We start from the raw sequence: 18,718 nt of genomic DNA on the forward strand, positions 1-18,718 counted from the left end.
GGGTTAGGTAGCGCGACGCCTCTTACCCCTCTCCCTCAGGGAGAGGAGGGGCCCGCCGCCAAAGGCGGTGGGAGGTGAGGGCCGCGCGCAGCGCGCTTATCCAACACCCCCCAAACCCGCTGCCCTCACCCCTTCGCGCGGCGGGCTACCAGCCAGGCGAGGATCAGCACCAGCGGCGCGCCGAGTTCGATGAACATGCCGGAGAGCTGGAATTCTGCGCCGAGGCCGCCGCTGCGCCAGGAGATGAAGCGGCCAATGCCGCCGATGAACAGCGCGGCGCAGATGATCGCCAGCGTGCGGAAGTGTTTCTGGATTTCGGGGATGATGTTCCAGAGCAGCAGCGTCACCACCAGATACATGCCCGAATAATAGCGGAACTGATTGTCCACCGCCGCCGCCACCGGCGCATGCGGCGAAAGCCAGGCGGCGCCGTTCATCAGCCCCATCACGGCAAAGGCCAGCGGGATCAGCGAGAATAGTCCCAGGATGATCTGCAAGGCGAGTTTCATGGCGGGTCCCCCAAAAAAAGGCATGTTTTGTCATATCTGATGCCATCTTCTCTCCCACTCCGCGCGGCTTGGCAATTCTTGACGTTTCGCCGCGTCCGGCGTATTGCGCGCGCCAAGGTTCGGGACGCCCGCCGCTCGCAAGGCTTATCGCCTCACGGTGAAGATCCCCCCACGCTCTGGCGCGGGATCATGACAGCAGATGAGACCTCCTCTCCCTGCCAGTCCTGCAGCAATGCGAGCCCTGCTTCATTGAGACTGGCGGCAGAAGGAACCTCTTGATGTCTTCCCCCATCTCCAATCGCGAGCAGGCGAAAGCCCGCGCCCGCGAACTCCGCGCCGAGCGCGCCCGCGCCGGCAATCCTGTCTCCCATTCCCAGGCGCTCGAACTGGTCGCCCGCGAACTGGGCTACCGGGACTGGAACACCGCCTCGGCCCGGCTGTCGAACCAACCGGAAATGCCCCTGCAGGTCGGCGATCTTGTCTCTGGGCGTTATCTCAAACAGCCTTTCACGGGCCGCGTGCTCGGCGTGAAGGAACTCTATGATGGGGCCGCGTTTGAAGTGACGATCCACTTTGATGAGGCGGTCGATGTGGTGGAGTTCGACAGCTTCTCGAACCTGCGCACCCGCGTGACGATCACCGTCTCAGCCGCCGGTGTCTCCCAGGCCCGCACCAGCGATGGAGCGCCCCACATGATCGTGGAGCGGACCGGCACCGAGATCGTCTGACGGCCAGGGCGGCGGTTTACGGGTAAAGCCGCACCGTTGCCCAGCCGCCGCTTTCCTTGCGGTAGAAGCGCAGCCGGTCGTGCATCCGGAAGGCCTGGTCCTGCCAGAACTCGATCTCGGTTGGTGCGAGGCGGAAGCCGCCCCAATGCGGCGGGCGGGGAATGTCCTTATCGTCGCCATAGATGGACGAGATTTCGGCCACGCGCTGCTCGAACACTGCCCGGTCGGCCAGGGGGCGGGACTGGTCGGACGCAATTGCGCTGATCCGGCTTTGCGCCGCGCGGCTGGCGAAATAGGTGTCGGCTTCGGCCGCGCTGACCGGGGTTATCCCGCCGCGCACCCGCACCTGGCGGCGCTGGCTTTTCCAATGGAAACAAAGCGCCGCCACCGGATGGGCGGCCAGTTGCACGCCCTTTGTGCTCTCAAGATTGGTGAAGAAGGTGAAACCGGCCTCATCCACGCCCTTCAGCAGCACGATGCGCACATCCGGCCGGCCCTCGGCATCGACGGTGGCCAGCGACATGGCGTTGGAATCGTTGGGCTCGCTGGCGCGGGCCTGCGCCATCCAGTCCTGGAAGAGGCCGATGGGGTTGTCCGTCTCCGGCACCAGCGGACGGTCGCCCTCGGCAGCATAGTCAGCCGCGCTGGGGCTGGGCGGAATTACGGGTTTTTCTTGCATGTTGTCTATGAAATGCCACGAACGATGTTATCTTTACATCCTGCATTCCGTCGCAGTCACGTAATGGACCTAAAATGCCCAACGCCAAAACTAAGGCTGTATCTACCGGAACCTGGAATTCTGCGAATACTGACGGTTTCCGAAAAGGTTCTGAAAAAACTGTGAAGTCAGCGACCCAATCGCCCAAAGCGGCTAAAGCCTATCTGATAAAGCTTGGAACACACAATAAATCCGGCGGACTGAGCTCCAAATACAAGGGTTGATACTCCTTGCATCAGCTCACAACAGCTCTTCTGCTTGGCTATCATGGCTGCGATGCATCTGTCGCTGACAAGGTAGTAAGCGGTACCCTCTTCAGGCCAAGTGAAAATGACTTCGACTGGCTGGGCAGCGGTGTTTATTTCTGGGAAGCCAATCCGAAACGCGCCCTGGAGTTCGCAGAAGAACAAAAGAAGCGCGGCAAGGTCAGCACCCCGGATGTCGTTGGAGCGGTTATCAGCTTGGGTCTTTGCCTTGACCTGACAACCAAAGCAGGACTTGACGCCGTGGGGCAGGCTTATGCCGATTATAAAACTATCGTTGATACGGCCAATGAAGTTCTGCCAGCGAACTCCAAAGACTTGTTACGCCGGAATTTAGATTGCGCCGAGGTAAACTATCTCGCTCAATCCACAGAGGAAAATGGCCTATCCGTTTTCGATTCCGTGCGAGGCGTATTTGTTGAAGGCACAGAAGTTTATCCAAATTCCGGATTCATGCATAAAACCCATATCCAGATTGCGATCCGAAATCCTGACTGTATCAAGGGCGTCTTTCGCGTCCGCCCTCAGGATCTAGAATAGAAATGTCGCACAATACATTTGGCCACCTGTTCCGCGTCACCACCTGGGGCGAAAGCCATGGGCCGGCGCTTGGCTGTGTCGTGGATGGCTGCCCGCCCGGATTGCCGCTGGACGCGCCGTTCATCCAGCAATTCCTAGACAAGCGCCGCCCCGGCACCTCCCGCTTCGTGACGCAGCGCCAGGAGGCCGATGAGGTGAAGATCCTCTCCGGCGTGTTCGAGGACGACCGCACCGGCGGCCCTGTCACCACCGGCACGCCGATCTCGCTGATGATCGAGAATACCGACCAGCGCTCGAAAGATTACCGCGAAATCCGCGACCGCTACCGCCCCGGCCATGCCGATTATGCCTATGACCAGAAATACGGCGTGCGCGACTATCGCGGCGGCGGGCGCTCCTCGGCGCGGGAGACTGCCGCGCGCGTGGCCGCTGGCGCGGTGGCGCGGCGCGTTCTTGGCGAGGGCGTCCTCATTCGCGGGGCCGTCGTGCAGATTGGCCCGCACATGATCGACCCGGAGAACTGGGACTGGGCAGAGACGCAGGAGAACCCCTTCTGGGGCCCGGATGCGGCGATGGCCGCGCAGTGGGAAGACTATCTCGACAGCGTGCGCAAGGCGGGCAGTTCGACCGGGGCGATTGTGGAGGTGCATGCCTCCGGCGTTCCGGCCGGATGGGGCGCGCCGGTCTATGGCAAGCTCGACGCAGAACTCGCCGGCGCGATGATGAGCATCAATGCGGTCAAGGGCGTCGAGATCGGCGCGGGATTTGCGGCCGCCGCGATGAGCGGGGAAGAAAACGCTGACGAGATGCGCGCAGGCAATGGCGCGCCGCGCTTCCTGGCCAACAATAATGGCGGCGTGGCCGGGGGCATTTCCACCGGGCAGGACGTGATCGTCCGTATCGCGATCAAACCGACGTCTTCCATCCTCAATGAGGTGAAGTCCATCACCCGGGATGGAGAGGAAGTGGATGTGCGCACGATTGGCCGGCATGATCCCTGTGTGGGTATTCGCGCGGTGCCGGTGGCCGAAGCCATGATGGCCTGCGTGCTGGCCGATGCAAAGCTGCGCCACCGGGGACAGACGGGGCGGTAGTTCACTTATTCCGCCTGCAGAACAAGAAAACCCCGGCACGTTCTGTGCCGGGGTTTCTTTTCAGGCATGCAGGGAAGGCTTAGAAGCGCATCACTGCGCCGATCGAGAACACGTCGGCATCATTGTCGTCGCCTTCATATTTTGTGAAGTCGCCGCGGATGCCGAAGCGTTCGGTGGCGAAGAATTTCGCGCCGACGCCGTAGGCAACGCCGTCAAAATCATCCGAAGCCGAGCCGACGCCCGGAACGCTGGCGCTCAGTTCGGAGGTGGCGTAGCCAACCCGGCCGAACAGGTGGAAACGTTCAGAGACCGGAGCACGCACGACGCCGAAAGCGCCGATGGAGTGGTCGAGTTCGACCTTGCCCAGACCAACATCATCGTCTTTCACGCCAATGGATGCCTCACCTTCAACACCCAGATGGCGGGTGAAGAAGTAAGAGCCGCGGCCCGTCAGAGCACCGAGATCGGCAGAACCGATATCAACGTTCGAATAGCCGGCGCTCAATTCGACATCGCCCTGAGCGAAAGCTGCAGGTGCAGCCGTAAGGGCAATGGCGAGGGAAGCAAGTGCGATTTTCATTATACGCTTTCTCCAAATAACTGCGCTGAGCGCAGGGCGGAAATAGCAATGAAAAATCCGTGTGCCACCTTTCTTCGCAGCAATGTGACAGAAATCCCTAACCCCTGTGTCAGAAAAAGCACGATTAATTACGGGCTCTTCATGTTTACCTTCGGGCAACACTCTGCCTACAGACAAAGAAATCCCGGCGCACAAGGCGCCGGGAAAATGTTTGGGAGGAAATTGGCTGTGGAATTACATCAGAAGCGCATCACGCCGCCGATGGAAACAACGTCGGCATCATTCCGGTCGCCTTCGTGTTTGGTGAATTCACCGCGAATGCCGAAACGTTCGCTGGCATTGAATTTCGCGCCGACGCCGTAAGAAACGCCCTTGATATCGGCCGCTGCGGCGCTAAGCGCAGGGTCGTTGGCGCTGAGTTCGGTTGACGAATAGCCGAGACGGCCGAAGAGGCTGACGCGCTCGGACACCGGCGCCTGCATGACGCCATAGGCCCCGAGCGAATGATCAAGCTCAACCGTGCCAATGCCGAAATCATCGTCTTTCACGCCGACAGAGGCCTCGCCTTCAACACCGAAATTCTGGTTGAAGAAGTAGGTGCCCCGGCCTGTAAGCGCGCCGACTTCTGCGGGGCCCACATCAAAGTTCGAATAGCCGCCGCTGATTTCAACATCCCCTTGCGCAAAGGCGGTGGGGGTTGCAGCGAGAACGACTGCGAGGGAAGCAAGTGCAAGTTTCATGATCTACTTTCTCCTTATTTCAGCGCCTGGCTTTCTGGCCGGGCACAGGCAGAGACGTAGCCACGAATCCTCCGTGTTCCATCTTTCCATACAGTCATTTTCCGGCTTTGCCGGACCACTGTGTCCCAAAAAACACGATTAATTGCAGAGACTTAATGTAGTTGTCAGAGATGTGTTTTGCGCCAGGCCGTTACCTTTGTGAGGAACGCAAATGTGCCACACTCTTTAACGAAACCGGCCTGCGTCAATGCGCCGTCCAGATCCCATGCAAGATAGTCCTTGTAATAGGGCTCATGAAAACCATGCGGGAAATATTCGAGTAAACCGTCCAGAGGCGGACGATCCGAGAACTGCAAACTGTCTGCAAGAATGAACAGCCCGCCCGGTTTCAGGACGCGGAATATCTCTGACAGAACGCGCGGGCGCACACGCGGCGGAAGCTCGTGGAAAAGATAGATCGATACGGCAATGTCGAAGCTTTCGTTTTCCACCGGCATGGCTTCGGCCATTTCCTGGATCACATCGGCTTGGCGCCAGCGGGCAAGGCGCGCGCGGGCCGCTTCGGTGTAGGAAGGCGAGAGGTCCAGGCCCGTCACATTAAGGCGCGGCCACACTTCCAGCACCTTCTCGAGGAAACGCCCGTTTCCGCAGGCGACATCAATCAGGCTCTGCCGGCGCTGATCGCGCCCCCGCAGCGCCCTGGAAATTTCCGCCAGCGCCGCGCGGCGCATGGCGTCAGCCGTGCCGGAGAAGAGAGCTTCGACCTGCGTGTCATAAAGCTCGGCGCTTTCATCGGTGAACCAGCCGCCAGTCTGGTAGTGGAAGTTCTGCAGGTAATAATCGGGATAGCGGTTGGCATTCCTCTGGAGGAAATCGCCGCCCGCCTGAATATCGCGCTGAAGCGCCTTGCCGTCTCGGGCGAGGCGTCTTTCATCCACCGCCTTCACATCCTGCTGGAACGCGCGGGCGGCCTTGAGCGCGCCGGGAAGACCCGCGAGGCTGAGTTCGCGCGGCTCAGGATAGAGGCCGGCCTCGATATTGGCGCGGTCCTGCAGGAAAAGCTCGAAATAGGCGCGCCGCAGCTCTGCCATGTCGGGCCGGCCGCGGCTTGGCTGGAAGGCAGGCTCGCCGGGGCGGTTGAAGCCTTCGGCGCGGGCACGGGCGGCCTGCATCTGGGCCGTGTACCAGGCAGACCGCAGGCCCTGCCCGGCCGCATACCGGGCGCGCCCTGCTGTTCTTGCGGCTATCCTGCGCCATTCCATGGGCTGAATATGTGCCCGGGCAGACGTCCCGTCCAGCCAGCCTGGCGCCCGCGCGAGTTCTTCAGGTCCGGTTCAGATTGCCCGCCACAGTATAAAGGCAACACTGGAGGCGCTCAGCCTTCGATCACAAGGAGTATGGTGATGATGAAGACGGCGATTGTCGCCTGCGGCGTCAGCCTTCTGGCCGTTTCCCTGCCGGGCGAGGCCCATGCCCAATACGGGTATGGCTATGATCCCTACCCGGCGCCGGCGCGCAATGTGCAGTGCGAGCGGCAGAAATCCTCTGACGGAACGGCCGGCGCGGTGGTGGGCGCTGTGGTCGGCGGGCTGATCGGCGGCGCCATCGGCAACAACATCGACAATGACCGCTACTACACCGAATATCGCCGCCGGGGGCCGCCGCGCACCTATAAGGAAAGCCGGTCCAATTCCGGGCAGGTGGCCGTGGGCGCGACGCTGGGCGCGCTGGTCGGCGGGCTGGCGGGCAGCGATATCGCCAAGAAATCCTCGGCTGACTGCCAGGTGGCCTATGCCCCGGTGAGCAGCTATTCCTCCGTGCCCTATGGCTCTATCCCGCAATCGACGCAGGGCCTTTATGGCGGGGCAGAGGTGATGCGCGGCGCGCCGAATTCCTATCCCCAACCCGCGCCGCAGCCTTATCCGGCATCGAGCTATCCCTCCTCCTATCCGGCGCCTGCCCCGTCCTATCCGCCGTCCGGCGGGTATCAGTATGGCGGCGGCCAGCCAGCCTCCAGCGGCCCGGACTGCCGGGTGATCCACCGCGAAACGCAGATGCCGGATGGCCAGGTGATGCGCGATCCGGTGACCGCCTGCTGGAATGACAATACCCGTCAGTGGCAGATACAGGATGGCTGGGGCGAGGAAGAACTTTACGGCTACTGAGACAGCCTGACGCGCGGCAAGAAACGGAATTGCCATCAGGGGGAAGCTGATGTTCACTCCGCGCCTGTGCGGATCTGAACGGAGCTTTCCCATGCGCGTGTCCCTGATTACTGCGGCGAGCCTTTCGGCCCTGCTTCTGGCGGCCTGCGCGCCAGCAAACGAGCAGCCTTCCGGCGACGCCGCTGTGGCGCCTGCGGAAACCGAGGCTGTCCATGATGATCATGCCGGGATGCATGGCGATGATATGGGCATGGAAGCGGACGCGCCGGTTGACCGGGGCATCATTGCCGGAACGCTGGCGCTGGTCGAAGGCAGCGTGCTGGTGCCGCCTGCCGGGCGCGATGTGACCGCAGGCTTTGGCACCTTTGCCGCCGGTGCCCGCCCGGTGACGATCACAGGGGCGGAGGCGCCGTTTGCGCAGGCCGTGGAACTGCATACCCATGAGATGAGCGCTGATGGCAAGATGGCGATGCGCAAGGTGGAAGCCTTCACCGTTCCCGCCAATGGCGACCATTCCCTGACGCGGGGCGGCGACCATCTGATGTTCTTTGGCGTGCAACCTGATAGCCTGACGCCTGGCACCGCCGTGACGGTGACCGTCCGTGTGCAGTTTGAAGACGGCACCACGGAAGATGTGGAACTGCCGATGACGGTTGCCGCGCGCGACTAGATCTGAGGCCTGCGGGCAAGAAAGAGATATTCCCGGTTCCCGTCTCCGCCCTCTATCGGGCTGGGGATGGGGGCGCCGGCCTGCCAGCCATTTTCCGCCAGGAAGGCCGGAAACCGGGCGAGCGCCTCGCGCACCGCTTCCTCATCGGTCACGATGCCGCCCTTGCCGACATTCTCCGGGCCCACCTCGAACTGGGGCTTGAAGAGGGCGAGCAGAACCGCGCCGGGCGCCGCGAGGATGAGCGGCACGGGCAGCACCTTGTGAAGCGACACAAAGCTCAGATCACAGACGATGATTTCCGGCGCGGCTTTCAGATGACCGGCTGTCAGGTCGCGGGCATTCAGCCCTTCAAAGGCCGAAACGCGGGCGTCTGCGGCAATCTTCGGATGCAACTGGCCATGGCCGACATCGATGGCGGTGACATGGGCCGCGCCGCGCTGAAGCAGCACGTCCGTGAAGCCGCCGGTGGAGGCGCCAAGATCAAGACAGGTTTTTCCGGCGACCTCGATGCCGAATGTATCGAGCGCATGGGCAAGCTTCAGGCCGCCGCGCGAAACATAGGGGTGGGCCGCTTCAGCCTCGATCCGGGCATTGCGGGCGATCATCTCTGACGGCTTGCGGACAAGCTGGCCATCGGCCCTGACCCGGCCCGCCGCAATGGCGGCCTGCGCGCCAGCCCGGCTTTCAAAATGGCCGAGGGCGACGAGCAACCTGTCAGCGCGGTCTCGTTCCGGCGAAACGGGCTCTGTCATCTGAGGGCGGTCCTTTCCAGGCTTTCGCGGCAGACTTACCCGTAAAGGGACAGGCGGGGCCAGTGTCAACGTCAGGGCAGAGAGGGCTTGCGCTGGCGGAGCTTGCCCGCCACGATGGGCGCCGATGAATTGCAGAAATTGCATGGGACCAGGAGCTTTCCTTTCATGACAAGACTGACACGCCGCGCCGCCCTCGCCGGAGGCGCCGCCACGCTCGCCCTCGCTGCCTGCTCGCCAAAGGCGGCAGACACTGCCTCGAAGCCGGACATCGCGCCAGCGCCCCCCGGCTTTCGCGACGGGGTGGCGATCGCAGCGGCCATCGCCTCGGGCGAGACGACGGCGTTGGCAGAAGTGGAAGCGGCGATTGCGCGGGCGCGGGCCGTGGAAGATCAGATCAACGGCATCGTTACCGAAACCTTCGAGACTGCCCGCGCCGATGCCAGCGGCGTGCTTGCCGGGCCGTTTGCAGGCGTGCCGAGCTTCATCAAGGATCTGATCGACTGGCGGGGCGCGCCGACACTGAGAGGCTGCCGGGGCCTTGAGGGGCATATGGCGGCCACCGACAGCGTGTTCGCCGCCAGATTGCGGCGGGCCGGGATTGTGTCTCTGGGCAAATCGGCCACGCCGGAAGCCGGGCTGATTTCCTCCACCGAGCCGCTCTCCAACGGGCCGACCCGCAATCCCTGGGATGTCTCCCGCATACCGGGGGGATCGTCCGGCGGCGCTGCGGCGCTGGTGGCCGCCGGCGTTGTGCCCTTTGCCCATGCCAGCGATGGGGGCGGATCGATCCGTATACCCGCATCTTCCTGCGGGGTATTCGGGATGAAGCCCTCGCGCGACCGGCTGCCTTATAGCGAGCCCGGCGCGGCAGGCCCGCCACTTCAGATTTCGGTGAACCACGCCGTGACCATCAGTGTACGGGACTCCATTGAACTTTTCCGGGCGGCGGAAGTGCCCGGCGGAGAGTATCCCGCGCTCGGAGAAATCCAGCCCCTGACCCGGCGGCTGAAGATCGGCTTTGCGCCCGAACCGATTGGCGGAACGACGCTGCATCCCGATACGCGCGCCGCAATTGAAAACGTTGCCCAGCTTTGCCGCGACCTTGGCCATACCGTGATCGATTATACCCTCCCCATGGACGGGCCGAAGTTCACCGACGCATTCATCATGTACTGGGCTGCGGGCGCCGGCGAGTTTGCGCGGCAGGTCAGCGCTTATTCCGGCAAGCCGATCAGCCCGGACATTCTGGAGCCCTGGACCCTGGGCCTGGCAAACATGGCGGCAAACCGGATGGACGACCTGCCGGGCATCGTCGGCTACCTGCTGGCCTTCGAGGAAGAGTATCACAGCTTCTTCAGCGACCTCGATATTCTGCTTACCCCGGTTACCGGAAGCCCGGCCGTGGCGATTGGGGAACAGGCTCCGGACAGAGACTTCGACGCGGTGATGGACAGCGTGCTGAGCTTCGTTGCCTACACCTCGCCCATGAATGTGGCGGGCGCCGCTTCGATGAGTGTGCCGCTTTCCTGGTCGCCATCGGGCCTGCCTATCGGGGCGATGTTCTCCGGACGGAGGGGGGACGACCGGCTGTTGTTTGAACTGGCGCTGGAACTGGAGGCCGCCCGGCCCTGGGCAGAGCGCAGACCGGCTGTAACATCTCTGTAATATTCGCAAGAATTAATCAGGCAGATCAAGCAATTAACCAAACTGCTCCAGTCTTTTGCAGGCTGGAAACGGGTGGCGTGCTAGAAATCTTTTAGCACAAACCCTGACTCTTGCGTCAGGATGACCTATTTTACGTCCGCCCTCCCAGGAAAGACCCACACAGTGAACCGTTCCGTCCTGATCGCCGCCATCATTCTGGTGGCCATTGTCGCCTACTTCGGACTTCGCAGCGTTATGCGCGGAAGTATCAGCACGGAGCAGCCCACGGCAGAGGCCTCAACCCGTTCTGATGTCCCTCAGGCCCTCGTGATTGAGGCGCAGAGCCAGCGGCATACGATCCGGATTGCCGCCAAGGGCCGCACGGCGCCTGACAAATCGGTGACGCTGAAAGCAGGAACCGCCGGTACGGTGGTGGCAACGCCGGTTCGCGAAGGCACATTCGTCAAAGCCGGAACCCTGCTATGCGGGCTGGATGTCGAAGCCCGCAGCGCAAGAGTGAAGGAGGCCGAAGCGGCCCGCGACTCTGCGCGCGTGGATTACGAGGCCTCCGTCAAACTCGCCGAGAAGGGCCTTACCCCCGCCAATCGCGAAGCCTCTGCCAAGGCCAGCCTTGATGCGGCTGAAGCGGCCGTGAACTCGGCCAAGGTGGAGTTGTCCCGCACACAGATCCGCGCGCCCTTTGATGGCGTCTTCGAACGCCGGATGGCCGAAGCGGGCGACTATCTTTCTCCGGGCGGCGCCTGCGGCCTTCTGGTGGATCTTGATCCGGTGATCGTGGCTGCTGAAGTGACCGAGGCGCAGGCCGGGCTGCTGCAGGTAGGTATGGCCGCCGAAGTGGTGCTGGCCGATGGCCGCAAGTTTCCCGCCAAGCTGCGCTTTGTAGCACGCACCGCCAACGAACAGACCCGCACCTTCCCGGTTGAAGCCGAGCTTGATACCGGTGACGCGCTGGTGGCAGCCGGGATCACCGCGTCCATGTCCATCCCCGCCGGGGAGACGGACGCAACCCTCATCAGGCCATCGCTTCTCACCCTCTCTGACAGCGGCCAGCTTGGCGCGCGCTATGTGACGGAGAATAACACCGTGGCGTTTGCGCAGGTGCGCATCATCGACGAAACAAGTGAGGGCGCCTGGGTGACGGGCCTGCCTGACCGCGTGCGGCTGATTGCGATGGGCCAGGACTATCTCAATGACGGCGTGACGATCAAACCGGTCTCCGCCGAGGGAGCCGGAAAATGACAGGCGTTGTCGATTGGGCAATCGGCCGGACACGGATGATCCTTACCATCCTGGTCTGCGTGCTGATTGCCGGCACGGCTACCTACATCAACATGCCGAAGGAAGCGGACCCGGATATTCCGATCCCCTTCGTGGCCATCACCGTGCCGCTCGCCGGCGTGACGCCCGAAGACGCAGAGCGCCTTCTGGTGCGGCCGATCGAACAGGAGATCCAGTCGCTTGAGGGCCTGAAGACCTTCAACTCCTACGGTACCGAGGGCGCGGCCCAGCTGGTGCTGGAGTTCGAGATCGACGCGGACATCAATCAGGCCGTGCTCGACGTCAAAGACAAGGTGGATATGGCCAAACGCTATTTCCCCGATGACGCCCGTGAACCGATTGTCACCGAATTTAACGCGGCGCAGTTCCCTGTTCTGGTGGTCAACCTTTACGGCGACGCGCCCGAGCGCGGCCTCGCCCGGATTGCCGACAGTCTCAAGGACCGGCTGGAAAGCAACGGCACGATCCTGGAAGCCCGCGTGCTGGGCAAGCGCGAGGAGTTGCTCGAGATCGTGGTCGATCCGGTGAAGCTGGAAACCTACAACATCTCCTATCAGGAGATCATGGCGGTCGTTTCGGCCAACAACCGGCTTGTGGCCGCCGGCTCGATCGAGACCGGCCAGGGCAGCTTTGCCGTGAAGGTGCCCGGCATTATCCGCACCGGCGCCGACGCGCTCTCCCTGCCGGTCAAACAGACCGACAATGCCGTCGTGACCCTGGGCGACGTTGCCGATGTGCGCCGCACCTTCAAGGACGCCACCGGCTTTGCCACCTTCAACGGCGAGAATGCCCTCCTCATCGAAGTGGTGAAACGCAGCGGCGCAAACATTCTTGATACGGCCAATTTCGTGCGCGAAGCGGTGGCCATCGAGCAGCAATCCTGGCCGCCGACCGTGCAGGCGGTCGTGACCTCCGATACATCCGAGATGATCGGCACGCAGCTGGGCCAGCTGCAAAGCTCGATCATGACGGCAATCCTGCTTGTGATGATCATCGTTGTGGCCGCGCTCGGCCTGCGCTCAGCCGCGCTGGTGGGTATCTCGATCCCCGCGACCTTCGTGATGGCGTTCCTGCTGCTGGGCGCGTTCGGCTTCACGATCAACATGATGGTGATGTTTGGCCTGGTGATTGCGGTCGGTATGCTGGTCGATGGCGGCATCATCGTTACCGAATATGCCGACCGGAAGATGGCCGAGGGCCTGAACAAGCAGGACGCCTATGCGATGGCGGGCAAGCGGATGTTCTGGCCGGTGGTGAGCTCTGCGCTGACCACGCTGGCCGCGTTCGTGCCCTTCCTTTTCTGGAACTCGATGCCCGGCAAATTCATGGCCTACCTGCCGATCACGCTGATCTTTGTGCTGACGGCGTCGCTGATTTCCGCGCTGATCTTCCTGCCGGTGATGGGCGCCACTTTCGGGGCGCGTCCCGGCGGCACCGATGAAGACCTCGCCGCGCTGGCCGCCGACGCAGACCCGCGCAAGGCGAAGGGCTGGCTGGGCGCCTATGTGCGCGTTGTCAGCGAAACGATCCGCCGTCCGCTGTTGACCACGGGCGCAGCTTTCGGGCTCGTCGTCCTGATCTTCATGTGGTTTGGCTCGGAGCAGCACAAATCCGAACTGTTCCTCGATATCGAACCCGAACAGGCCTATGTGTTCGTGCAGGCGCAGGGCGCGCTGTCGGCCGCCGAACAGGCCGTGCTGGTGAAACGCGCAGAGGCGGCCATCGCTGATCTGGACGGGATCACGGCGCTCTCGACGCGCGCGGGTTCATCCGGCAGCAGCGGGGTCAACATGGACGCCTCCGGCGGCATGCCGGCAGACACGATTGGCCAGATCCTGATGGATCTGAAAACCACCGCCGACGGGCCCTATAATGGCCGCGTGACGCTTGAGCGGGTTCGCGAGCGCCTCTCCAATGTGCCGGCGCTGCGCTTCCAGATCAGCGCGCGCGAACAAGGCCCGCCTGGCGGCAAGGATATCCAGGTCGCCCTGCTCGGCTTTGACAATGAAGAGCTTTATCAGGCTGCCGACATGATCCGGGGTTGGATGGAAGCGCGCGGGGACGTCCGCGAGGTGGACGATTCCCGGCCCCTGCCTGGCGTGGAATATCAACTCACCGTCGACCGGTCCGAGGCTGGCAAGTTCGGGGTCGATGTCGCCCAGGTGGGCGCCGCGGTCCAACTGGTGACCAACGGTATCCTTGTGGGCCGTTATCGCCCGGACGATTCCAATGATGAAATCGACATCCGTGTACGGTTTCCGGAAGACGCCCGTTCTGCCTCCGCGCTTGACACCCTGCGGATCGCAACGCCGCAGGGGAATGTGCCGCTGTCGCTGTTTGTCGACCGTGAGCCTGCCCCGCGCGTCAGCACAATTGAGCGCCGGGACGGCAAGCGTGTGATTTCGGTGCGCGGGAACGCAACCGAACAGGGTGCGGGCGCGGCCATTGTGGCTGAACTCAAGCAATGGATCGACGCGCAGGACATGCCGGCCGGCGTTGAGGTGCGCTTTGAAGGCGCTGACGAGGATTCGGCAGATGCGGCCGCCTTCTTCAGCGGGGCTGCCGCAGCCGCCCTCTTCATGATGGCGGTGATCCTGCTCTGGCAGTACAATAACTTCTGGCAGGTGATCCTGACCCTGACTGCCGTGATCATTTCCACGGCCGGGGTTCTCGTGGGTATCAACCTTGTACTGCCCTATGTCAGCATCCTGATGATCGGCACAGGCATCGTGGCGCTGGCAGGTATCGTGGTGAACAACAATATTGTGCTGATCGATACCTTCAACCGCCTGCTATCGGACGGGCGCCCGCCCGAAGAAGCGGCGCTGGCAACCGCAGCGCAGCGTATCCGCCCCATCCTTCTGACCACCGGCACGACCGTATGCGGCCTGCTGCCCATGGTGTTGCAGATGACGGTGGTGTTCTCCGAAGGCGCCATCAATTTCGGCGGCGCGACCTCTGAATGGTGGGTCCAGCTGGCAACCGCCGTGGTGTTTGGCCTTGCCTTCTCCACCATGATGATCCTGCTGGTCACGCCAACCTGGTTACTGGTGCCCTACCGGATGAAGCGCCGGGCCCGTAAGGTTATCAACTGGCTGAAACCCTATGTGCTCAAGGTGCTGAGCTGGCTGCGTACCCGCAAGGGCGGAGATCGCACGCCACCGCCATCTGGCAGTGTCGCCGCCAATGAGGACGGCAAATCATCCAAGGAAATTCTGCCGGCTGCAGAATAGCCGGGCTGACAGCTGGCCTCTCAGCCCGCCGGGCGGATGCGGTAGACGACCGTGGCGGTCATCACCGCGCCTGCCGGGCCGGCAGCCGATCCGCTGGTGAAGAGAATGGTGCGCGTCTTGCGGTCGATCCGGGGCGTGTAGACGAGCGTGCCGGGCGCTTCAGCCGTCGCGGAAAGATCGAGCGTCACCGACACCAGATCCAACTGGTCCGGCGCGCAGGCGGCTTCTGCATCGGCGCGGATCGCCTGCATGAGGCGAACGGCGATGGCTTCATCCGCGTGAAGGCTTTCAGTCGTCATGATGGCGGGCCCCTGTCAGTCCTTGGGTCAGTTCTGACGAGGGGCTGTAGCGGGCTTGGAGAGGCTTGAAAAGCCTCGCCCGTGCGTCAGGCTGCGCGGGCAGCCGCTGCGGCAGCGGTCTCGGCATCGTGCGTGATCAGGGCGCCGAGCTGGCCGAGCCCTTCAATCCCGCAGACCTCGTGCATCCAGCCGCCAATGGAAGGCAGGAGGCGGCCCATGGTTTCGTGATCGATGCCGGCAGTGCGCAATGCGCCAAACATCTGCTCGACAACCCGGCGGCGGCCGCCGGGGGTGAGTTCGATCAGACGGGCAATTTCGCCTGTGGGCGCGCCGATCGCAGCGCCGGCCGAGGCGGCAAGCGCGCGGGCCCCCGGAAGGGTGCGGAAAGTGACAGCCGCCAGCGGCGCTCCCTGCCGGTCGGCGCCATTGAGCAGAATGCCCAGTGCCTTGCGGGCGACGGGCTCCTCGAGACCGTTGGTGTTAGCGATGTGCGCTATGAGATCATTTATCATGGCGAAGGCACTCCTAAGATCCAACGGCCCCGTGGAGCCCGCACTAAACGCGAGGTGTGGTTTCCGATTCCTGAATCGGGTGAATCTTTTTGGGTCACTTATCAAGAAAGGGGTTAAGCGGTGTTAGGCCGGGGTAAACAAACCGCGCGCGTTTGTTTACCTATGGCTCAAGGGAGGGGCTCTGCATGGTCCGGATCGGCATTCTCGGCGCAGCGAAAATTGCGCCCATAGCCCTGATCCCGCAGGTGAAAAAGCGGGCAGACTGCAGCGTGGTGGCGATCGCCGCGCGGGATCGCGCGCGGGCTGGCGCCTTTGCTGGCGTACATGGCATTCCGGAAGTTGTGGAAAGCTATGAAGCCCTGATCGCCCGGCCGGACATAGACCTCATTTACAACGCCCTGCCCCCGCACCGGCACGCGGACCTGTCGATTGCCGCGCTGGAGGCGGGCAAGCATGTGCTGTGTGAAAAGCCCTTCGCCCTCAACGCACCAGAGGCCCGGCGGATGGCCAGCGCAGCAGAGCGCAGCGGCAGGCATCTGATCGAAGCCTTTCACTACCGATTCCATCCGATGTTCCTCGATATTCTGGAAAAGGTGCGCGGGGGCGCCATTGGCAGGCTGTGCGCGATGAAAGCGGATTTCTCCGTCAGGATCCCGTATGCACCCGAACAGTTGCGCCACCGGCCGGATCTGGGCGGCGGCGCTCTGATGGACCTTGGCTGTTATCCGCTGCACTGGTTGCGGACAGTCGCTGGCAGCGAGCCGCGTCTTGTGTCCGCCCGGATTGAAGAGGGCACGGCCGGCGTCGACCTTGTCACCGAAGCAGAGCTGGAATTTCCCGGCGATGTGCCCGCGCGGCTGAGAACCAGCATGAAGCCCGATCAGAAGATCAGGGCATTCCTGGCCATAAAAGGCAGCGAAGGCATCCTGCGCGCCACGAACCCGATCCACCCCAGCCGCGGGAACGCCATCTCGATCCAGCGCGGCAGGGAAGTTACCCGTTACTCCGTAGCCGGAGAAACAACATATGACTACCAGCTTGCCCATGTGCTGGATGTGATCGCGGGCCGGGCAGCCCCTCTTACCGGCGGGGCGGACGCGGTTGCCAATATGGCGATGATCGACGCGATTTATGAAGCGGGCGGCCTGAAGCCGCGCGGGACGTGATCAGGCGGTTTCCTGCGCCATCTCGATCCATTCCTCGACTTCCTCTTCCTCCAGTGTTTCGCCAGGGCGCAGCACGCGCGACCCGGCGGACGTCTGAAGGAATTCCATCGCCAGCTCGAAGATCGTGGCGGCAGACGCATTGGCGAGATCTTCGCGTGAGGAAATTCCCGCGCCGACGAGAAGCTGCGCGTCATGCACCCGGAGGCCCGGCACTTCGATCATCAGGGTCGCCTGCATCTGCCAGGTCTCGATAGCGTCCACCGTGATGTGACGGACACCAATGATCTCGGCCGCCTCATCCGGGTCGCAGATCAGCAGGTCGCCCACCGTCTCTATCCCGGCTCTGGCAAGGTGTACGGCCGTTTTGGGGCCAATGGACGGAGCATCGACCACGGGGGAGTCGAAGGTCAGGGCAGCGCGGTGATGGCGGGCAGAAGCCGGGGCAATGATGGCCGGGGGCGCGGGGTCGTCTTCCTCCTCCATCTCGTCACCGGCGTCTGCCTCATAAGCCTCTTCCAGGTCTTCCTCTTCCTCATAGACGTCCTCGTCCTCATCGTCGGAGGCGTCCAGCTCTGCCTCGTATCCGGGGCCGGTTTCGTCTTCGGCGTCGTCCTCAAAGTCTTCTTCGGCGTCTGCTTCGGCCTCTTCGAGGAGGTCTTCCTCTTCGCCCTCGTCAACATAGGCTTCATCCGCATCGGCCTCTTCGGCCTCCTCCTCGATCACCTCGAGGATTTCTTCTTTGGTCTCAGCGGTTTCCTCAAGCAGGTCTTCAGCCTGTTCCTCAGGCTGGACGACCTCCGGATCCCGCTTTGTGCCCAGCGGGGCGATCGGCTCGGCATTCAGTTCCTTCAGCGAAATCCGGCGCACTTCCTTGGCGTGCTGCTCGCGGATCAGCTTGTCATCTTCCGGCAGGGTACGGATGACTTTCCCGGTCTTCTGGTATTCCTTGTACATCTTCTCGACCGTGGAACGGTCCGCCATGTCTTCGAGCTTCGCCGTGATCCAGCGCAGCGGGATATCCAGCGTTTCGATATATCCCTGCAGGGTGAGATTGACCTTGGGCGGAGAAACGGCCGCCTCTTCCATCGCCCGTGTCATGATCGCAGCAAAACCGGCGGTGGCATAGGCGATGAGATCCACAATGACGGCGCGCATCGTCTCGTCGAGGCCGGAGGGCGGATCGGCGACGCCGGCATCAATGTCATAATGGTCGATGAAGGTGAAATAATGCGCGTGCGCGCGCAGGGCGCCTTCGCGCACCATGTCGGAAACGAAGCCAAGCCCGCCCGGCACCTTGATTTGAGGATACCCCTGCTGGGCGATGCGCGCATCGATTTCCGGGCGCGATTTGGCGATGCTCCATTCCACGGCGCGGTGGATGACGCCTTCTGCCTCGGTCTGGCCGGTATGGAAGGGCTGGATCGGGTCGGCATAGTAATGGCTCAGTACGCCGAACGCCCAGGCCGCGTCGCTCCAGCGTTTACGGCGCAGCAGGTCAACGGCCACCGCATACCATTCGGCCGCCTTGGCCCGCGCCCCGCCCCATTCGCCCTCGCCGACATGCAGAACATGGTTCTTGAAGTCCCTGAAGGTGTCGTCCGGGGCCTTGGCCCCCTTCAGAAGCTGCTCATGATGCACCAGCATCAGCGATTTCCAGCCTTCCGCTTCCGGCCCCTCGATCAGGGAGAGCGCATCAAACGCGATGAAATGGTGGGTCGAGCGGCAGCGGTGCGCACGGATAACGCGTTCAAGCAGGGTCATGGTCTCATCCTGAGAGCAAATCAGGAGGCTATTGGTGGCTTGAAA

The 18,718-nt window shown here is 62.7% G+C and carries 18 protein-coding genes; 9 read left to right on the forward strand and 9 right to left on the reverse strand.

All coding sequences use genetic code 11. The features are described 5' to 3' along the window. Nucleotides 1–125 precede the first annotated feature (125 nt). The gene (locus ACQKI2_RS14970; protein ID WP_427380405.1) at nt 126–509 is read right to left on the reverse strand and encodes a DUF4345 domain-containing protein; all 384 of its coding nucleotides are present in this window, start codon (nt 507–509) and stop codon (nt 126–128) included. Nucleotides 510–787: 278 nt separating this feature from the next. Here ACQKI2_RS14970 and ACQKI2_RS14975 point away from each other — a divergent pair, with 278 nt between their 5' ends. After that, nucleotides 788–1,237, forward strand: coding sequence for a glyoxalase superfamily protein (locus ACQKI2_RS14975; RefSeq protein ID WP_427380406.1), 450 nt, complete (start codon nt 788–790; stop codon nt 1,235–1,237). A 16-nt stretch (nt 1,238–1,253) separates the two neighbouring features. On the opposite strand, the gene pdxH is transcribed toward ACQKI2_RS14975, so the two are convergent. Continuing rightward, nucleotides 1,254–1,916, reverse strand: a complete 663-nt coding sequence (gene pdxH, locus ACQKI2_RS14980) for a pyridoxamine 5'-phosphate oxidase (protein ID WP_427380407.1) — start codon at nt 1,914–1,916, stop codon at nt 1,254–1,256. A gap of 269 nt (nt 1,917–2,185) precedes the next feature. Between pdxH and ACQKI2_RS14985 the strand changes: the two genes are divergently transcribed. Next, nucleotides 2,186–2,758 (forward strand): hypothetical protein, encoded by a 573-nt coding sequence (locus ACQKI2_RS14985; protein ID WP_427380408.1) that lies wholly within the window; start codon nt 2,186–2,188, stop codon nt 2,756–2,758. Nucleotides 2,759–2,760: 2 nt separating this feature from the next. After that, nucleotides 2,761–3,852 carry a chorismate synthase gene (aroC, locus tag ACQKI2_RS14990; RefSeq protein WP_427380409.1) on the forward strand — a complete coding sequence of 364 codons (1,092 nt, stop codon included), beginning with the start codon at nt 2,761–2,763 and terminating at the stop codon, nt 3,850–3,852. Between the two features lie 79 nt (nt 3,853–3,931). On the opposite strand, the gene ACQKI2_RS14995 is transcribed toward aroC, so the two are convergent. From ACQKI2_RS14995 to ACQKI2_RS15005, 3 genes are all read right to left on the reverse strand, one after another. After that, nucleotides 3,932–4,432, reverse strand: a complete 501-nt coding sequence (locus ACQKI2_RS14995) for a porin family protein (RefSeq protein WP_427380410.1) — start codon at nt 4,430–4,432, stop codon at nt 3,932–3,934. Nucleotides 4,433–4,671: 239 nt separating this feature from the next. Beyond that, complete coding sequence (locus ACQKI2_RS15000; RefSeq protein WP_427380411.1) at nt 4,672–5,172, reverse strand: porin family protein; 501 nt, start codon at nt 5,170–5,172, stop codon at nt 4,672–4,674. A gap of 164 nt (nt 5,173–5,336) precedes the next feature. Then, nucleotides 5,337–6,434, reverse strand: coding sequence for a class I SAM-dependent methyltransferase (locus ACQKI2_RS15005; protein WP_427380412.1), 1,098 nt, complete (start codon nt 6,432–6,434; stop codon nt 5,337–5,339). A 141-nt stretch (nt 6,435–6,575) separates the two neighbouring features. Between ACQKI2_RS15005 and ACQKI2_RS15010 the strand changes: the two genes are divergently transcribed. Beyond that, nucleotides 6,576–7,337 carry a glycine zipper domain-containing protein gene (locus ACQKI2_RS15010; protein ID WP_427380413.1) on the forward strand — a complete coding sequence of 254 codons (762 nt, stop codon included), beginning with the start codon at nt 6,576–6,578 and terminating at the stop codon, nt 7,335–7,337. A 91-nt stretch (nt 7,338–7,428) separates the two neighbouring features. Further along, a complete protein-coding gene (locus ACQKI2_RS15015; protein WP_427380414.1) occupies nt 7,429–8,007 on the forward strand; it encodes a copper chaperone PCu(A)C in 579 nt (192 codons plus the stop codon). Here the strand turns inward: ACQKI2_RS15015 and ACQKI2_RS15020 are convergent. Continuing rightward, a complete protein-coding gene (locus ACQKI2_RS15020) occupies nt 8,004–8,759 on the reverse strand; it encodes a TlyA family RNA methyltransferase (protein WP_427380415.1) in 756 nt (251 codons plus the stop codon). The genes ACQKI2_RS15015 and ACQKI2_RS15020 overlap by 4 nt on opposite strands. A gap of 165 nt (nt 8,760–8,924) precedes the next feature. Between ACQKI2_RS15020 and ACQKI2_RS15025 the strand changes: the two genes are divergently transcribed. The 3 genes from ACQKI2_RS15025 to ACQKI2_RS15035 all read left to right on the forward strand — a co-directional run bounded on the left by ACQKI2_RS15025 (nt 8,925) and on the right by ACQKI2_RS15035 (nt 14,935). Next, on the forward strand, nt 8,925–10,424 hold the full coding sequence (locus tag ACQKI2_RS15025) for an amidase (RefSeq protein WP_427380416.1): 1,500 nt from the start codon (nt 8,925–8,927) through the stop codon (nt 10,422–10,424). 162 nt (nt 10,425–10,586) lie between these two features. Then, nucleotides 10,587–11,663, forward strand: coding sequence for an efflux RND transporter periplasmic adaptor subunit (locus ACQKI2_RS15030; RefSeq protein WP_427380417.1), 1,077 nt, complete (start codon nt 10,587–10,589; stop codon nt 11,661–11,663). Further along, nucleotides 11,660–14,935, forward strand: a complete 3,276-nt coding sequence (locus tag ACQKI2_RS15035) for an efflux RND transporter permease subunit (RefSeq protein WP_427380418.1) — start codon at nt 11,660–11,662, stop codon at nt 14,933–14,935. The genes ACQKI2_RS15030 and ACQKI2_RS15035 overlap by 4 nt, the downstream gene beginning before the upstream one ends. Before the next feature lie 20 nt (nt 14,936–14,955). Here ACQKI2_RS15035 and ACQKI2_RS15040 read toward each other — a convergent pair whose 3' ends face one another. Together ACQKI2_RS15040 and ACQKI2_RS15045 are read right to left on the reverse strand one after the other, a co-directional pair. After that, nucleotides 14,956–15,234 carry a hypothetical protein gene (locus ACQKI2_RS15040; protein ID WP_427380419.1) on the reverse strand — a complete coding sequence of 93 codons (279 nt, stop codon included), beginning with the start codon at nt 15,232–15,234 and terminating at the stop codon, nt 14,956–14,958. An 86-nt stretch (nt 15,235–15,320) separates the two neighbouring features. After that, complete coding sequence (locus tag ACQKI2_RS15045) at nt 15,321–15,746, reverse strand: hypothetical protein (protein WP_427380420.1); 426 nt, start codon at nt 15,744–15,746, stop codon at nt 15,321–15,323. Nucleotides 15,747–15,931: 185 nt separating this feature from the next. Between ACQKI2_RS15045 and ACQKI2_RS15050 the strand changes: the two genes are divergently transcribed. Beyond that, nucleotides 15,932–16,912, forward strand: a complete 981-nt coding sequence (locus ACQKI2_RS15050) for a Gfo/Idh/MocA family protein (RefSeq protein WP_427380421.1) — start codon at nt 15,932–15,934, stop codon at nt 16,910–16,912. Here the strand turns inward: ACQKI2_RS15050 and ACQKI2_RS15055 are convergent, their stop codons facing one another. Beyond that, nucleotides 16,913–18,673: a DUF4332 domain-containing protein gene (locus ACQKI2_RS15055; protein WP_427380422.1), complete on the reverse strand. Its 1,761-nt coding sequence runs from the start codon at nt 18,671–18,673 to the stop codon at nt 16,913–16,915. Between the last annotated feature and the right edge of the window lie 45 nt (nt 18,674–18,718).

The sequence above is a fragment of the Hyphomonas sp. NPDC076881 genome, from assembly GCF_050269995.1.
Taxonomy (GTDB): domain Bacteria; phylum Pseudomonadota; class Alphaproteobacteria; order Caulobacterales; family Hyphomonadaceae; genus Hyphomonas.

What these genes read in the sequence shown, in the direction of transcription:
- ACQKI2_RS15020 (WP_427380415.1), bottom strand. Translation starts at nt 8,759, where the DNA reads ATGACAGAGCCCGTTTCGCCGGAACGAGACCGCGCTGACAGGTTGCTC.
- ACQKI2_RS15025 (WP_427380416.1), top strand. Translation starts at nt 8,925, where the DNA reads ATGACAAGACTGACACGCCGCGCCGCCCTCGCCGGAGGCGCCGCCACG.
- pdxH (WP_427380407.1), bottom strand. Translation starts at nt 1,916, where the DNA reads ATGCAAGAAAAACCCGTAATTCCGCCCAGCCCCAGCGCGGCTGACTAT.
- ACQKI2_RS15050 (WP_427380421.1), top strand. Translation starts at nt 15,932, where the DNA reads ATGGTCCGGATCGGCATTCTCGGCGCAGCGAAAATTGCGCCCATAGCC.
- ACQKI2_RS15040 (WP_427380419.1), bottom strand. Translation starts at nt 15,234, where the DNA reads ATGACGACTGAAAGCCTTCACGCGGATGAAGCCATCGCCGTTCGCCTC.
- ACQKI2_RS14975 (WP_427380406.1), top strand. Translation starts at nt 788, where the DNA reads ATGTCTTCCCCCATCTCCAATCGCGAGCAGGCGAAAGCCCGCGCCCGC.
- ACQKI2_RS15045 (WP_427380420.1), bottom strand. Translation starts at nt 15,746, where the DNA reads ATGATAAATGATCTCATAGCGCACATCGCTAACACCAACGGTCTCGAG.
- ACQKI2_RS15035 (WP_427380418.1), top strand. Translation starts at nt 11,660, where the DNA reads ATGACAGGCGTTGTCGATTGGGCAATCGGCCGGACACGGATGATCCTT.
- ACQKI2_RS15010 (WP_427380413.1), top strand. Translation starts at nt 6,576, where the DNA reads ATGATGAAGACGGCGATTGTCGCCTGCGGCGTCAGCCTTCTGGCCGTT.
- ACQKI2_RS14970 (WP_427380405.1), bottom strand. Translation starts at nt 509, where the DNA reads ATGAAACTCGCCTTGCAGATCATCCTGGGACTATTCTCGCTGATCCCG.
- aroC (WP_427380409.1), top strand. Translation starts at nt 2,761, where the DNA reads ATGTCGCACAATACATTTGGCCACCTGTTCCGCGTCACCACCTGGGGC.
- ACQKI2_RS15000 (WP_427380411.1), bottom strand. Translation starts at nt 5,172, where the DNA reads ATGAAACTTGCACTTGCTTCCCTCGCAGTCGTTCTCGCTGCAACCCCC.
- ACQKI2_RS15055 (WP_427380422.1), bottom strand. Translation starts at nt 18,673, where the DNA reads ATGACCCTGCTTGAACGCGTTATCCGTGCGCACCGCTGCCGCTCGACC.
- ACQKI2_RS14995 (WP_427380410.1), bottom strand. Translation starts at nt 4,432, where the DNA reads ATGAAAATCGCACTTGCTTCCCTCGCCATTGCCCTTACGGCTGCACCT.
- ACQKI2_RS15005 (WP_427380412.1), bottom strand. Translation starts at nt 6,434, where the DNA reads ATGGAATGGCGCAGGATAGCCGCAAGAACAGCAGGGCGCGCCCGGTAT.
- ACQKI2_RS15015 (WP_427380414.1), top strand. Translation starts at nt 7,429, where the DNA reads ATGCGCGTGTCCCTGATTACTGCGGCGAGCCTTTCGGCCCTGCTTCTG.